Origin of the sequence: Alloalcanivorax dieselolei B5 (assembly GCF_000300005.1) — a bacterium.
Classification (GTDB): domain Bacteria; phylum Pseudomonadota; class Gammaproteobacteria; order Pseudomonadales; family Alcanivoracaceae; genus Alloalcanivorax; species Alloalcanivorax dieselolei.
Window position 1 is genome coordinate 2,763,640 of sequence record NC_018691.1, and the last position, 15,766, is coordinate 2,779,405.

Genomic DNA, 15,766 nt, shown 5'->3' on the forward strand with positions numbered 1-15,766 from the left:
TCACCCCTCCTCCTCGATCGCCGCCGCCCGCAGCGCATCGAGACACACTTCCCGGGGCTCACCCGGGCGGATCAATTCCGGCATCCCCACCTGCGCCGTCATATCCTTCCACGCCTGTGACACCGCCAACGCCCATTGGCCACTGCCCGCCCGGCGCGCCGGATCCTCGATATCCCGACACAGGCGCGACAGAGCGGACGCCACCGCCTCCGGCCAGACGTCGGCGAACACCCGGTGATAGTCCCCCGGCGCCTGATCACTCAAGGTCACGGTGCTGGGCACCGCCAGACGGTCGGTCCCCGGCCCCGCCATTAACAAACGGCCGGTGTCATCGCGGGGCGCATGCAGGCGCGGGTTCCAAAGCACCGGCCCATGAGTCTCGGCCAGCGTCAGCACCCCGCCTTCCCAACCCAGCGTGATGCGGTGCATCAGGTAGGAATGGTTGTCCGGATCATCGGGATGCACCTGGTTCTGGATGCGCAGCGTGGTGGGCACGCCGCCAATGGTCGCGTTCAAGGACCGGAAAGGCGTCGGTGCGATACCGGCCGGCTCCGGCCCGGCCTGAAACGACCAGGGCCGCAACCCGCCGGCCGCGCGTCCGAGGATGTCGATCAGGGGATACGCCACCTGGCTGTTGCAAGCGGCGTCGATAAAGGCCAGAGGCTGCCGCCGGCACAGATGAGCCGCGGCGGCCAGCATCCGCCGAACCGGCTTGAGGGTCGGATACAGCGTATTCACCGCGTAGGCGGCGTCTCCGGCGCGGGCGGCGCGCAGGCAGTCGATGATTTCCGTACCGTGCACCGGGTGTTCCTGCAACACATGGAACCCCCGTTTGAGCAATCCGCACGCCAGTTCGGATCCCTCTCCACCGAGGGCGCCGGAGCGCACCACCACGCAGACGATATCGACGTCATCGGGAATCTGTTCCGGATCGGTGAACAGCGGCACGTCCCGGCGCTCGGCCAGGGCGCGGGAGTACTCGCTGCCCTTGGCGAGAAGGCCCGCCAATTGAAAACAATCCGGGCGGGACAACACCGCATCAATGTAAATGCGACCGAAAGCGGTGCCCGCCACCACCACCCGGCGTCGCCCACCGCCGTGCCGGCTCACCATGCCACCGGCATCCGTCGCGGACCGCGAAAGAAAGTTTTCGTCTTCCATTCAATCTCTCCGCAAAGATGAATCTCCGGCAAGCGCCGCAACAAGACCCCCAGGGCTTCCTGAAGCTCCACCCGGGCGAGCCCGGCGCCGATGCAATGGTGCATGCCGTGGCCGAAAGCGAAGTGCCCGGACGCATCCCGATCAATATCCAGGTGGTCCGGTTGGTGGAAACGGTGCGGATCCCGATTGGCCGCGCCAACCGACGCAAATACCGCTTCCCCGGCGCGCACCAGGGTGTCCCCCACTTGCACGTCCTCGCGGGCGAAATGCACGAACATCGCCGCCGAGGCGAGCGGAATCAGACGCAGCAATTCCTCCACCGCGTCAGCCATACGGTCCGGGTCCGAGCGCAGCCGGTCCAGGGTGTCCGGCCGCGACAGCAGGGTGTAAAGGAAGTTGGGAATATGGGAGGACACCCCTTCGTAACCCGCCACCAGAATGGCGATGCACAGCAGCACCAGTTCCCCCTGGGACAGACGGTCGTCCTGGTCCCGGGCCTGGATCATGGCGGAGATCAGATCGTCCCGGGGCCGCGCCCGCCGCTCGTCGATCAGTGCCATGATGTAGTGAGACAGCTCACCCAGGTTCTGCTGTGTCTCCTCAGCGGACAGCGCGTTGGTGGACAGCAGGGAGTCATTCCAGATCTTGAAACGGGGTTGATCCGCCAGCGGCACCCCCAACAACTCACAGATCACCGACATGGGGATCGGCAAGGCGTAATCCGCCACCAGATCCGCCGGCGCGCCACGGCGAAGCATGTCGTCGATCAGGCCGTCGGCGACCTCTCGCACGTGGGGCCGCAGGCCTTCCACGCGGCGCACCGTGAACGCCTGCAGAGCCAGTTTGCGCAAACGGGTGAGCTCCGGCGGGTCCATGATCACGATCCCGCCCGCGACACGGGGAAAAGCCCGTGGCACCCGTTCCCGCTGCGTCGCTTCCGCCCGGCTGAAACGGCGGTCTGAAAGCACCAGACGAACATCCTCATAGCGTGTCGCCAACCAGGCGTCGCCATCGAACGGCAGCGTGATACGGGTCAATCCCGTCCGGCTCAACGCCTGGGCATACCGCTCCGAAAGTTCCAGGCCATCGAAGCGGTTGAACGGATAGGACAGCGGCGGTTCCATCGTGTTTGTCATTTCACCTCCCCAGCGGTGCGGGCCGAATCATAAATCCCGTCTTCACCCGGTTCGGGAAGCCGGTCCACGATCTCCACCCGGGATACCATCATTCCCAACGTCCGTTGGCAGTGGCGCCGCACCTCGTCGGGCCGGACATCGGCACGGTCGGCCCTGGTCCGGGCGGCGAAGACCCGATGCCCCAACGCCGTTAACGGATGATCCTCCGGCGGCAAATCGAGCACGCGGTCGAGACCGGCCCGGTCGAGCACCCGCAACCACTGCTCCCGATCCAGGAAAGTCTGTCCCGAGCGCGCGCGCTCGTCGCCGGCGTCCGCCAACATGAACGCCTGGGACGCCATCACCCAGAATTCCTCCCGGGTGGGCTCCGTGATCACCAGCCAGCCTCCCGGCCGCAACAACTGTCGCAGCCAGCCCACGGAGGCGTCGGTGTCGCGGGCCGCGTTCAACACGCCACCACCGATGACCACATCGAATTGATGGGATGAAAAGCCCTGTTGTCGTGGCGGACAGTCGATGTCGTAGAGCGCGAAGGTCACCCGCGGGTCCCGGTCCAGGCGCTCGGCGGCCTGGTCCAGAAAAAAGCGGGAAACATCGGTATAAACGTAGTGGAGCGGCTTACCCGCCAGGGCCGGCAGAACCACCTCGGACGTCGCCCCGGTGCCGGCACCGACTTCCAGAACACACAGCGGATCGTTGGATTCACGGGGCGCGGCGATCTCCGCCAGCAGCGCGGCCACGGCGCGATGCTGATAACGGGCCGCCGGGCTTTCCCGATACAGGGCCTCCGCCCGTTCGGTACGCCCCGCCGGGAACAGCACCTCGACGGCCTGACGTTCCCCGGCCAGCAATTGGGCCAGCACGGCGCTGTTTTCCCGCGCGTAGTCAATGGTGCCGGAAGCACCGGTCACGGTTCGCCAGAACGCCGCCATCTCGTCCCAGGCCCGCGCCAGGACCGCGTCGTCATAACGTCCGGTCCGCGCCGGTACCGCCAGTTGATCACCATCACGGCGGAGCAACCCCTGCTGCTCCAGCACCACCAGCCAACGGCGCAATAATGGACGGTGACGTTCAGCGGCACAGGCCAGCACGCGTTCTTCCGGGTAGCCCGTCTCCGGCGCGTTGAAGACGCCCCTGTGGGTCAGCGCATTCAACATGGACCGCAAGGCGATATCCGTCAGGCGCCGGGTCGCCGCCACGCCGCCGTGCCAGTCGGTGTCGGCGAAATACCCGTCCAGCGAGGTCAAAACACGGTCACGCCAGAGCGTATCCTCCGCCGGCACGGGGGTCCGTTCCGCCGCCACCACCGCCAGGGCCCAGGTGTCGGCGTCGTCCTCCTGCGCCCTCGCCTCACTCACCCGCGGATGGGTGGCGGCGGCCTGCTCCAGTTCCCGTGCTTGTTGGCAACGTCGCGCGCGGGCCTCTTCCGGTGTCAATAGTCCCTGATCGGATGGCACCAGAAAGCGGGTCCCGCGCGCCTGGAAAGGGCCGTTGGCAAGCAGTGTCATCAACTCCTGCTGGTCGGTATCGGCGCGGCTCTCAATGAACAAGGATTGCAAGGGCACGGGCCCCGCCAGCAACGCGGCCGGATGCGCCGACAAAGCACGAAGCTGAGCCTCCGACAGCACCAGCGTGTCGGCTCCGGCGGATTCCAGGAAGGCGAAGACTCCGGCGGCTTGTTCAACACCGCAGCACATCACCGTGGCCGGCACGTCCCAGGCGGCCAGGGACAGGTCACCGCCAAACCCGGACAAAGGAGACAACACCGCCAGGCGGCGCGCGCCTTCCAGCTCTTGCCGCAGCGTATCCAGGGTGCCGCCGTAATCATCCAGGGCACTTTCGGCGAAAACAGCCGGGGCTACTTCAACCGCGACCTCCTCCCCCATGCTGTCCGTGCCCGCGGGTGGCGAGGTGCCGGCAAAGCGGCAGCCGTGGGCCAGCGCGGCGATGCGCAATGCCAGCACTTCCCCCCCTTCGTCACCCGCCCAGGTCAGACGGTGTCCGGCCCCCGGCGCGTGATGGTCCAGCAGGGCCCGGTACCTCTGCACGGCATCCAGCATCCGAGCCCCCTTCCACGCGCCGCTCCCGTCGCGTAGCACGATGTCATCACGCCACCTTGCCAGGCGCTCAAGAAGGCTCTGATAAAAAGGCGTCGTCATACGGCCCCCATGTCCCAGTCACCCACCCGGGCCAGAAACAGGTGCTGGCCGGCGGCGGCCAAGGGGGAGGCCGTTTCCGGCAGAACCAGCAGCGGTTCGAACCCCGCCTCCCGCAACGTGTCCCGCCAGCCAGTGAGATTCAGGAACAGGCTGCCGGACGCCCCGCGCCGATCCGATGAGCCCGGCGCGGCGACACCGGGCGCCGGCGACAGCAGAAACTGCATGCACGTCAGTACGGCATGGTTGTCGCGGCAGGATTCGGTGAACAACAGCCCCCCTCCCGGCGCCAGAACCTGACGAATGTGCGCGAGGGTCTGGCGCAGATCACAAGCGTTGTGCAGCACATTACCGGCCACCACCAGATCAACGCCGGCGGCGGTGACACCCTGCGCGGTCAAGGCCGTGTTGATGTCCAGCAGGCCGTAGCGCATTCCGGGCGTCGCGGAAAACCGATCCCGGGCGGCGACGGTAAACAGCCGCGACAGATCCGAAAACAGATAGTCCACCTCGATGCCGTCCAATTCCCGCAGGACAGCGGCCGAGGTCAGGCCGGCCCCGGCGCCCAGTTCCACCACCCTGAGCGGACCGGCCGCTCGCGCCTCGGCCAGGCGCCTCGCCAAATGGGCGCAGGCGCTGTTGAGGTAGGTGGTGAACAGGTTGTCCTGGTAGGCCGCCAGCGCCTCCAGCACCCGGCCGTCGGCGAACAGCACCTGCTCAATACCGAGGGTGTCGCGGAGCAGAGCCGGCAGCGATGCCAGCGCGCGCGCATGCACCCGCGCCATGATCGGCGGGAACCCCAGATCGGCATACGCCCACTCCAATTCACTTGGCGCGGTGACGCTGAAATCCGGTGACGGAGCGCCATCCCGCCAGCCCAGAGAACCGTCCGTGTCCTCCAGCATTCCGGCCGACATCAGAGCCGAAAGCCAGGAGCGCAGCAGTCCGGCGTGCCGGTGCGCCACGCCGAGTCTGGCCGTCAGATCCCGACGCGGCAGACGCTCACTGTGGTGCCAGCCACACCGGTGCAGACCGTCGCGGATAGCCAGGCGACCGAGCGCTTCCAGGTGTTGCATGACCTCCGGAATCCGCTCGGGCTCGACAACCGGACGTCCATGGCGGCGCACGCCGGCAACGCCGGCCAAATGGGCGTCGGCGGGTTCGATGATCATCACAACACCCCCTCCTCGGCCTCGTTGAACGCCTCCAGGGGACCGTCCACGACGGGCAGTCCGGCGGTCATCCCGGTGGCCAGCAGCGCCTCCACCGCGGCCTCGGGCTCCAATACCATGGCGGCGAAATGACGGCCGGGCGGGACATTGCCCCGTGCCAGCGCGGCGGCCGCCACCGCCGCCAGGGCACCGGAGAGGTCCGCGTTGCGATGTCCCCGCAACGCCAATGAACGGGTTCTCTCCCCGCCCTCCCAATGCCCCGTCATCCGCAGTAAAAGCGTCACGAAAGGCGCCCGGCCGGCCAGGTCCAGCCGGCTCATACGCTGTAGCTGGAGACAGGCGTCTTCGCGTGAATAGGTATGAAGCCGATCGAATACCGAGCGCATATGGCCGTCGGTCAGTACCGTGTACCAGTCCCCCTGTTCCAGTTCGAGGGCGGTGGCCACCCGCTCGGCCTCCTGATTCAAGTACGGCAAGGCCGTTACCGGGCCGGGGAAGAACGGCAGAGCCACCCCGTTCTCGCGGACCAGCACCCCGGTGCGGGCGCCACCGTTCCGCCAGGCCGCCCGTGACTGGCCGACGCCGTCCTCGATGCTTTGCCGGTAGTCCTCGGCGGCTACCGCGGTGAAAAGATCCCGTAACCCGAAATAGCTGGTCAGCGACGTCACCCGGTCAAAACCGGTGCGCGCCAGCCACAATGGCAGTAGCGCGGTCAGCCCGGGCTGCAGACCCGCCGAGAGCAGTGCCCGGCGGCCCTGTTCCCGCCAGCCCCGGTCATCGAGCCGGGCGTGCAAGCGCTCATCGCCAGCCACATCCACGTAATCCGCGCCAACGCGCAAGGCGACCAGGGCCGGCCCCTCACCGATCCGGTGGGAAGGACCCGCGCAGTTCACCAGGACACTGCAGCCGTGGACGAAACGCTGCAGAGAGCCCGCGTCGTTCATATCCACTGTCACGACATCCACCGCTCCTTGAGCCAGGGTGCGTGCGAACGCCCCGGCCCTGTCCGGGTCGCGACCGCCGATCCGCAGAGGGCCCAGCCCCAGCGCCAGCAGCGCGCGCACCGCCGCCCGGCCCACTTCACCATAACCGCCCAACACCGCGATCATGACAACGCCTCCCCGTCGGCGAGACGCCAGCCCCGGGCACGCTGACGCTCGCGCCAGAATGCCGCGTACCTGGGTTCGCTGGTACTCAATTGCTGGTGTGTGCCGGCGGCGACCACGGCCCCGTGTTCAAGCATGACGATTTGGTCCGCCGAGCGGATCGTCGACAACTGATGGGCCACCACGATCAAGGTGGAGCGCGCCCGCAGGGTGCGAAGCGCGTTTTGCACGTGACGCTCGTTCTCGGCGTCGAGGGCGGCGGTGGCCTCGTCGAGAATCACGATGGGGGCCTTTTTCAACAGCGCCCGGGCCAGGGAGATGCGTTGCCGTTCGCCACCGGATAAGGCACCGCCGCCCTCGCCCACCGGCGAGCGCCAGCCTTGCGGCAGTCTTTCCACGATTTCATCGACACCGGCCAGGCGGGCGGCTTCGCGCACATCCTGGTCGCTGGCGTCGGGCGCGCCGATGCGGATATTCGCTTCCAGGGTATCGTCGAACAGATAAACGTCCTGCATCACCGGCGCGATCTGCGCCATCAGATCCGCGCTGGTCAAACCACGGACATCGGCGCCACCGACCTGTACCGCGCCGCCATCGACATCATGGAACCGCATGATCAGCCGGGTCAGGGTGGTCTTGCCGGATCCGGACGGGCCGATGATGGCGGTCATGGTGCCCGCCGGCACCCGCAGCGATACACCGTCGATGGTTGCCTGTTCCGGCCGATAGCCGAACACCACATTGGAGAGGCACACCGCTCCCGGGTCGCTGATCGGCAGGGAACGCGCCGGTTCCGGCAGCGGCGGCTGATCGAAGATATCGGCCAGGCGCCGCAGATCATTGGCCGCCATGCGTAACTGGCCACTGCGCGCCGCCGCTTCCGCCAGCGGTCCCGCCAGGCGGGCGGACAACGCCAGCAGCGCCACCAGTTCCACGGTGTCGATGGCATGAGCAAGCGCCAGCATCACCCCCACCACCAGCAGGGCGGCAAACGCCAGATGCACGCTCAGGCCCGCCACCAGCAGCCGGGGGAAAGTGGCGCCGAGCCGGTCGCCGCCGGCCTGCTGTTGCGCATCAATGGCCTGATCCAGCGGCGGGTAGCCTTCACGGGTACGACCAAACGCCCTCAACACCGGTTGCAGACGGGCGAATTCCACCACCCGGTTACTGGCTTCAACGCCGGCCGCATCAACCCGCTGTTCGGTACGCGCGATCCAGGACGCCGACCAATGATGCAACGCATAAATCACCGGCGCCGCCAGCAGCACGGTCAGGCCCAAACGCCAGTCGAAAAACAGCAACGCCAGAGCCGTGGTGGCGGGGGTCAGCACCCCGGTCACCACCGGTGTCAGCAGATGCGCGAACACATTGGTCACCATCATGGTGCCACCGGTGGCGCTGCGTGACAGCCGCCCCACCCGTTCGGAGGAAAACCACCCCAATGGCAGCGAGACCAGTTTCGCGCCGAGCCGGTCATGCAAGGTGGTCAACACCACCAGCGCCAGGGAGAACCCTTTCATCGCCTGGCGGTAATGGGCCACCGCCACCAGCAGCACCGTCAATGCCAGACCGAGGAGACCGTAACCGGCCCGCTCCATGTCACCGTGGATCATGGCCGCCAGCACTGGCACCAGAAAGGCGGTGGCCACACCTTGAAGGACCGCGTAAGCCCCCAGCCACAGCAAATAGCGACGCAGATCCCCGGCGTGCCTGGGGCCCAGTATTTTCAGCAGGTCACCGATCATGCCCGTGCCTCCCGTTCCCATTCACCGGCTTCCTCCACCGGCCCGGTCTGCAATCGCCACAGGTGCGCGTACAGCCCATCGCGCCGCAGCAACGCTTCATGACCGCCCTGCTCGGCAATCCGTCCACCGTCGAGCACGACGATGTGATCCGCGGTCATCACCGACGCCAGGCGGTGGGCGATCACCAGCACGGTCCGCCCCTTCGCCAGCACCGACAAGGCGTCCTGGATCCGCGCCTCGGATTCCGGATCGGCGTGAGCGGTGGCCTCGTCCAGGATCAGAATCGGCGTATCCGCGAGCAGCATTCGCGCGATCGACAGCCGTTGCGTTTCGCCGCCGGAGAACACCGCGTCCTCACCGATGACGCTGTCATAGCCGCGCGGCAGCGCCACGATACGATCGTGAATCCGGGCGGCACGAGCGGCTTCGATGATCGCCGCCTCCTCGGCGTCGGGTCGGCCCAGACAGAGGTTGTCGCGAACCGTGCCGCGCACCAGCTGCGCGTTTTGCAGCACGAACCCCACTTTTTGATACAGCACCTCGGGGGCGATTTGCCGGACATCGACGCCGCCCACTCGCACTGTCCCGGCGCTGACATCGTGAAAGCGGGGCACCAGAGTGGCCAGGGTGGACTTGCCGGCACCGGAGCGCCCCACCAAGGCGGTCACCGTGCCGGGCCGACAATGCAGGGAAATATCGGACAGCACCTCATGGCCATCGCCGTAACGGAACGACACCTGTTCGAACTCCACCGCGCTACCAGCGGGTTGGCGTGGGTGCCGACTTTCCGGTAACGGCTCCGCCGCGAGCAACGACGCGATACGCTTCGCCGCGGCCTGGGCGTTGCGCTGCGCCACCATGCCTTGATTCAGCGTCAATAAGGTTTGCGGCAGGGCCATGGCCACCAGGGTCGCGGCCATCACATCCAGCGGTCCGACCCAGTCCCGGGCCAGGAACCAGGCGCCACCGGCGAGCGTGGCCAACAGAATCACCGGCGCCGACAACGCCAGGGACGACAGGGCTTCCAGCCGCAGCAGGGGGCGCACCCAGCCGGCATACCGTTCACTGAAATCGTGGACCGCTTCCCGGTAGCCCTGATAAGCCCGTCCGGTCTGTCCGAAGGCCTTGACCACGGTAATGCCGTGAACGAATTCGACGATGGCGGCGCTGACCCGTGAAAAGCTGGCGTCGAGTTGTTCCATCTTGTCGCCGAACCCACGCATCATCCAGGCGTAGGCCACCGCGTACACCGGAAAGGTCACCACCGCCAGCACCATCAGACGCCAGTCCAGCCAGCCCAGATAGAGCAGCCCCGACGCGGGCAACACCAGGGCGGCAATCCGTTCCACATCATGATGCGCCACCAAGTGATGCAGCTCCTCCAGATCGTTCTGCACCGCCTTGCGAATGGCGCCGGAGGTCTTGTCCGAGTACCAGCCTAAAGGCACCCGCCCCAACACCCGCACCAGATCACGGCGTAACGCCGCCTGCATGCGATGATCGGCCAGGTGGGTGGCCCACAGCGCCAGCCCGGTGCACAGCCAGCCCAGCGCCAATGCCAGCGCGATCACCAGCGCCGTGATTTCCGTCCGTACGATATCCAGCGGACCCGGCGACAACAGCACCCGACCCAGCTCGACGATGGCGACAAACGGCAGCAGTGAGGTCAGCGCGCCCACGCCGCCCAGCAGCACCCCGAGCCGGATCAGCCCCGCCACCGGATGCCGCAACTGGTGCAAGGGGTCGTTGGTCTTTCGGCTCACAGCGCTCTCCGTAATGTCTCGGCGAGGTGAGCGGCCACGGTGTCCACATGGGGCGGCTCGATCACGCTGAAGTGATTGCCCGGCACGTCGATCAGGTTGAACTCGCCGAGGCAGGCGTTTTGCCAGAACGGCGCGGCGTAATGACCCACGCCGGCGGTAATGCCAAAGGACTGCTGTTCCTGGCAACGCAGGTAATTGATGTCGCCCACATAGGGCGCCGGATCGACACAGGCCGCCCGCATACTGTGCCGGCATACCCGGAACAAGGCGGGAATCAGTTCCGGCCCCACCGGCACACCGGCTTTACCGGCGGCGACGCGGGCGTATTCGGCGAGGCGTTCGTCCTGGGGAATCATCGAGCGACGACGCACCGCCTCGGCCACCGCCCGCAGCCCCTCGTCGCCGTCCAGCGCCGCCATGGCGCCGGCGGGAATATGCCGCTCATGGCGCTGCATCAGTGTTTCGATGGCGCGATAAACATCCGCCTCATTCAGCCCCTCGCCGAACACATCCTTGACCGGATCGAGATTGAGATTCGGCGCGAAAATCGCCTCGAAGGCGAGTTCCTCATCGGTATTGATGAACATCGGAATACTGTCCACCAAGGTCAGGTCGATGACCTCCACGCCGCGCTCCAGCAAGCGGCGGGACACCTCCATGGCGAGCAGCCCTCCCAGGCAATAACCGATCAGTTGAAAGCGGTGATAGCCTTCGTCCAGCAAACGCAGTGCGTAATCGTCGGCGACCCGGTCGATCAGTTCCTGATGGGGAATGGACACATACTGCTCGGCATCCGCCACCGCCAAGCCCACCACCGGCCCGGCCTGTTGAGCGGCCAGCGCGCGGCCAAGATGCTGGAAATAATCCATGGTGCCCAGCGCCGCGTGGAACAGCACCCGGACCGGGCCGTCACCACCGCCGAACGGCACGATCAGCGCGTTGCTGCCGGGCCGTGCTTGTGCCGTTCCCGCTTCGGCGGGCGCTTCGCCGTCCGTCGGCTTGGCCGTTGTTTCGTCCGCCGGCGAGCGCAAGGCCGCGGCAAGCGCCGCCACCGTCGGCTCGTTGAGCATTTGTCGAAGCAAGGCGTCATAGGTGAGGCCCTCCGCCTCCGGCACGGTGTCGCGGATCTGTCCGGCGACTCTCGCCAACACCAGGGAATCGGCGCCCTGATCGTAGAAGTTGTCGTCACGGCCGATGCCGGGCAAGCCCAAAGCCGCTGCCCACAGCGCCCTCAGACTGTCTTCCAGGGGGTCGTCCGAGGGCGCCTCGACGGCGGGGTCCTCTCCCATCATTGGCGCCGGCAGCCAGCCGCCCAGGGTGTTGCGGTCCACTTTGCCATTGGCGGTCAACGGCAGACCATCCAGCACCTGCAGATGCGAGGGGATCATGTACTTTGGCAATCGCCCGGCCAGAAACGCGCGGATCGATTCGCAGGACAGCGGCGCGCGCTCCGCTTTGAAACGGGCGGCGATCATGTTCATGCCCCACGCCGACATGGGATGCGACGAATCCGGCAAACAGACGTGATCCTTTCCTCCCTTGCTGGCCAACAGGTGGAGCCAGCCGTCATGGGACAGGAACGGAGCGGCGCCGGTTTCCCGATCCCCGGCCGGTTCCATCATGAAACCCTGGGTAAGCATGATGTGTGGGTGTTCCCGGGTTGGCTCGGTAAGGATCAGCCAGCCTCCCGGTGCCAGCAGTTCGACGATGCGGTCCACCGCCACCCCCGGATCCCGGGTGCTGTTGAGGACCCCGGCGCCAATCACCACGTCCAGCGAGTTCGCGGCCAGCCCCTGCATCCGGTAATCCTGGTCCAGATCGAACAGGCCAAAACGCATCCAGGGCAGCGCCCGCCAACGCTGGCGGGCGGCGGAGAGGAAAAACGGGGTCAGGTCGGTGAACAGGTACTCCACCCGGCAGCCGTCGAGCATCGGCACCACCGCTTCGGTGGTGGCGCCGGTACCGGCGCCGATCTCCAGAATGCGCAGCGGCTCCGTCCGCTCATTGGCCACCGCCAGCCGGTTCACGAACGCGGCCACCGCGTGGTTGTTGTAGCGCGCGACCGGATCATCACGGTACAAGGCCAGGGCGGGTTCCTGGGCGCCTTCGGGAAACAGCAACTCGAACGGGTTCTGCTCGCCGCTCAGCAGTTGTGGCAGCCGCGCCACATGGGCTTCGTGGTAGGCGACGAACCCGGCACCGCCGTCCCGCCGCGCCGCGCTGTCGCCGACACGCCGCCATGCCCGCTCCACGTCACCGGCCTGCAGCGCCGTGGTGCGACGGTAGCCGCCGACGTCGTCACCGGCGAGCCAGCCCCGCGCCACCAGCAACGCCAGCCAGCGGCGCACCAGCCAACGGTGACGTGGCGTCACCGCCAGGGTCTCGAGCACCTGATCCAGGGTGGCGCGGCTTTCCCGGTCGGCGAACAACCCGTGTTCCCGCATCAACCACAGCATCGAAGCCAAAGCGGCACGATGCAGGGCATCGACCTGGTCCGCCGCGTCTTCGGTGTCCGTGTCCCGCAGCTGGTGCCCGGCCAGGCGCCGTGCCGCGTCAACCGGCGGGGAGGCGGGTTCCGGCGCCGTCCCCCGCTTCGCTTCGACGAACCCCAACAGGGTCCGGTCACCGTTATCGTTCTCGGCGACGACAGCCGCGGCGGCGGCCACGTCCGGATAAGCCGACAGCGCCGCCTCCACTTCACCGAGTTCCACACGATGTCCCCGGATTTTGACCTGACCGTCATCGCGGCCGAGGAACTCCAGCTCGCCGGACGGCAGATAGCGGGCCAGATCACCGGTGCGATACAGCCGCTGTCCATCCACCGGGTGGTGGAAAAAGCGTGCTCCGGTCAACGCCGCGTCACCCAGGTAGCCGGTGGCCAGCCCCATTCCGGTGATATACAGCTCGCCGGGCACCCACACCGGACGGTCACGAAAGTCCGCGTCAAGCACCCGAAAACCCTGATTCGCCAGCGGTCGCCCGTAGGGGATGCTGGTCCATTCCGGGTCCACCGTCTCCACCCGATGATAGTTGGACCAGATCGCCGCTTCCGTGGCGCCGCCCAGGGCCACCAGGGACGAGTCCGGGGCGTGGCGGTGAAGATTCGCTTTCAACGACAGCGGCACCCAGTCCCCGGACACCAGAGCAAGACGAAGGCTGGACAAGGTGGCCGGTTCCGCGTCGAGGTAATGGGTCAGCATCCGCAGTTGTGCCGGCACAGAGTTCCAGAGCGTGACCTCGTGTCTGACAACACATTCCGCCCAATGAGACGGATCGGCACCCCGTTGCGCGTCCGGCAGCACCAGCGCGCCACCGCGTGACAGCGGGCCGAAGATATCGTAAACGGAAAGGTCAAAACCCAATTGCGCCAGCCCCAGCACCCGGTCGGCACCGGTGACCTCGAAGCGGCGATTGATATCCTCGATGGTATTGAGCGCGGCACGGTGAGTGATCATCACCCCTTTTGGATCGCCGGTGGAACCCGAGGTATAAATCAGATAGGCCAGGGAATCCGGGTCGCCGCCAGCGGCCGCCGGCCTGTCTTCCGTGGCGTCGAGCCCGTCGACCTCGATGACCGGCAGCCCTTCGGGCAGATCCCGGGGCCGGTTTGGTGATTGCACCAGCACCGCCGCGACGGCGGCGTCGGCAAGCACCTTGTCGCGACGTTTCGCGGGCTGTGTAACCTCCAGAGGCAGGTAGGCGGCGCCGGCCAGCAATACGCCGAGGACGCCCACCACCTGTTCCACGCCCTTGCTCATCACGATCGCGACGTGATCGCCGGCGCGGCAGCCCCGGTCCCGCAAGGCGCCGGCCACGGCCCCGGCACGGCGGACCAGATCGCCATAGCAAAGCGTTTCCCCGGGGGCCACCACGGCGTCAGCGTTGGGAGTCAGCGCGGCCTGCTCCAACACGGCCTGGTGCAGCAGCCGGTCCGGCACCGGCGCCTCGGTATCGTTCACCCGGGCCCGGGTCGACGTCTGCCAGGCGGGCAATACCACCGGCTCCGTGGCCGACCAGCGCTCGCCGCCGGCCAGGTCGAGCAGCAGGGTCTGGAAGGCCTCCCACATATCGTCGACCAGCCCGGCCGGAAACACGCCCTGGCGAACATCCCAGTTCACCTCGAGGCCGTCGGCGTCGTCGCGGACCTGACAATCCAGGAACACCTGGGGCGTCTGGGTAACGCCATTCTCCAGACGGCAACCAATCTCCGCCTCGCCAGTGCCGCCCAGGCCGATGGCGCTGGTGAACACCACCGGCATCAACGCGGCTTCACGCCCGTGCCGCCGGCCGATCTCGCGAATCACTTCCACACCGGAGAACAGCCGGTGATCCAGGTCGGCGAAAAGCTGCTCGCCCAACGCCGCCGCCCTCCGGTGAAAGGGCTGATCGCCCGCGCCGCGAACTTCCAGCAGACTCACCGAAGTGAAGTCCCCCACCAGGGCGTGGACCTGCGGATGGAGAGACGGGCGATTGAGCAAGGTGAGGTTCAGAGAAAAATCCGGGCCGCGACTCCAGCGCCGCAGCACCGCGACGTAAGCGGCCAGCACCACGTTGGACGCCGTCAGCCCCTGCTCGGCCGCCTGCTGGCGCAATGCTTGCCAATGCCCGGCGGGCAACCGCCAGTGATGTCGATGAAAGCGGGCCGGTTCAGCGGCGGGCAGTGACAGGGTCGGCAGCCGCGGCGCCGGCGGCAGGTCGTCCAGCCGCGCCAGCCAATAATCACGGGCCTGCCGATAAGCGGCGCCGTCACGCATGCGCCGCTGCGTTAAGACATAATCGCGAAAGCTGATTTCCAACTCGGGCAAGGCGTTGCCATGCCCGTGGATCAACTGATTCAGTTCGGAGAACAGAATCCCCGCGCTGGCCCAGTCGGCGACCAGCGCATCCAGGGAGAAGTGAAGGATGTCAGCGCCCTGCGTCCGGGTCAGACGCAGTTCGAACATGGGCCATTGTCCGATCGGATAGAGCCGATGATCCATTTCCGAACGGGTCGCCTGCAAATGCCGCTCCAATTCCGACGGCAACCTGTCGCGCCCATCCTCGATGGCAATGCGGTAGCGCGGCACCTCCGGCAGTACCCGTTGGTAACCGTCCGCGCTGACCTCCGCACGCAGCATGTCGTGGCGCACGATCAGCTGATTCCAGGCGTCCTCCAACAGTTGCGGATCCAACACCGGATACACCGCTTCCAGATAACCGTGGCAGGCCACCCCGCCAAAGCCGAAGGACTCGTTGCGCCCCAGCAGATAGGCTTCCTGCACCTCGGTCAACGGGAAGGGCTCATGGCGGCCTTCGATGTCGGCGGTTACCGTGTCGGGAGCCGCTCCCCGAAGCAGATCGACGATCTGCGTCTTGAACGAGCGCAACGCGGCAAGCCGCTCCTCGGTGAGCACCCCCTTCGGGGCCCGGAACCGTAATTGCTCCCGCTCCGCCCAGAGTTCCACTCCGAGCCCCTGCAGTTCCTCGATCAAGGCATTGGCGTTCATAACGTCTCCTTTCGGGTGTCTTGCCGGGTCGGAAGCCGGGG

At 66.8% G+C, this 15,766-nt stretch carries 8 protein-coding genes; all 8 read right to left on the minus strand.

The genetic code is table 11. From position 1 onward, the window contains the following. From B5T_RS12390 to B5T_RS12425, 8 genes are read right to left on the minus strand one after another with little or no spacing between them, the layout of a single operon-like run. A complete protein-coding gene (locus tag B5T_RS12390) occupies positions 1–1,161 on the minus strand; it encodes a Gfo/Idh/MocA family oxidoreductase (RefSeq protein ID WP_148279261.1) in 1,161 nt (386 codons plus the stop codon). After that, positions 1,107–2,297 (minus strand): cytochrome P450, encoded by a 1,191-nt coding sequence (locus tag B5T_RS12395; protein ID WP_041717003.1) that lies wholly within the window; start codon positions 2,295–2,297, stop codon positions 1,107–1,109. Before B5T_RS12395 ends, B5T_RS12390 begins: the two co-directional genes overlap by 55 nt. Next, the gene (locus tag B5T_RS12400) at positions 2,294–4,456 is read right to left on the minus strand and encodes a class I SAM-dependent methyltransferase (protein ID WP_051015479.1); all 2,163 of its coding nucleotides are present in this window, start codon (positions 4,454–4,456) and stop codon (positions 2,294–2,296) included. The genes B5T_RS12395 and B5T_RS12400 overlap by 4 nt, the downstream gene beginning before the upstream one ends. Next, positions 4,453–5,625: a class I SAM-dependent methyltransferase gene (locus B5T_RS12405; RefSeq protein ID WP_014994852.1), complete on the minus strand. Its 1,173-nt coding sequence runs from the start codon at positions 5,623–5,625 to the stop codon at positions 4,453–4,455. Before B5T_RS12405 ends, B5T_RS12400 begins: the two co-directional genes overlap by 4 nt. After that, positions 5,625–6,734, minus strand: a complete 1,110-nt coding sequence (locus tag B5T_RS12410) for a saccharopine dehydrogenase NADP-binding domain-containing protein (protein ID WP_014994853.1) — start codon at positions 6,732–6,734, stop codon at positions 5,625–5,627. Before B5T_RS12410 ends, B5T_RS12405 begins: the two co-directional genes overlap by 1 nt. Then, on the minus strand, positions 6,731–8,476 hold the full coding sequence (locus B5T_RS12415) for an ABC transporter ATP-binding protein (protein WP_014994854.1): 1,746 nt from the start codon (positions 8,474–8,476) through the stop codon (positions 6,731–6,733). The genes B5T_RS12410 and B5T_RS12415 overlap by 4 nt, the downstream gene beginning before the upstream one ends. Further along, positions 8,473–10,239 carry an ABC transporter ATP-binding protein gene (locus B5T_RS12420; RefSeq protein WP_014994855.1) on the minus strand — a complete coding sequence of 589 codons (1,767 nt, stop codon included), beginning with the start codon at positions 10,237–10,239 and terminating at the stop codon, positions 8,473–8,475. The genes B5T_RS12415 and B5T_RS12420 overlap by 4 nt, the downstream gene beginning before the upstream one ends. Beyond that, positions 10,236–15,725, minus strand: coding sequence for a non-ribosomal peptide synthetase (locus B5T_RS12425; RefSeq protein WP_014994856.1), 5,490 nt, complete (start codon positions 15,723–15,725; stop codon positions 10,236–10,238). The genes B5T_RS12420 and B5T_RS12425 overlap by 4 nt, the downstream gene beginning before the upstream one ends. Positions 15,726–15,766 lie beyond the last annotated feature (41 nt).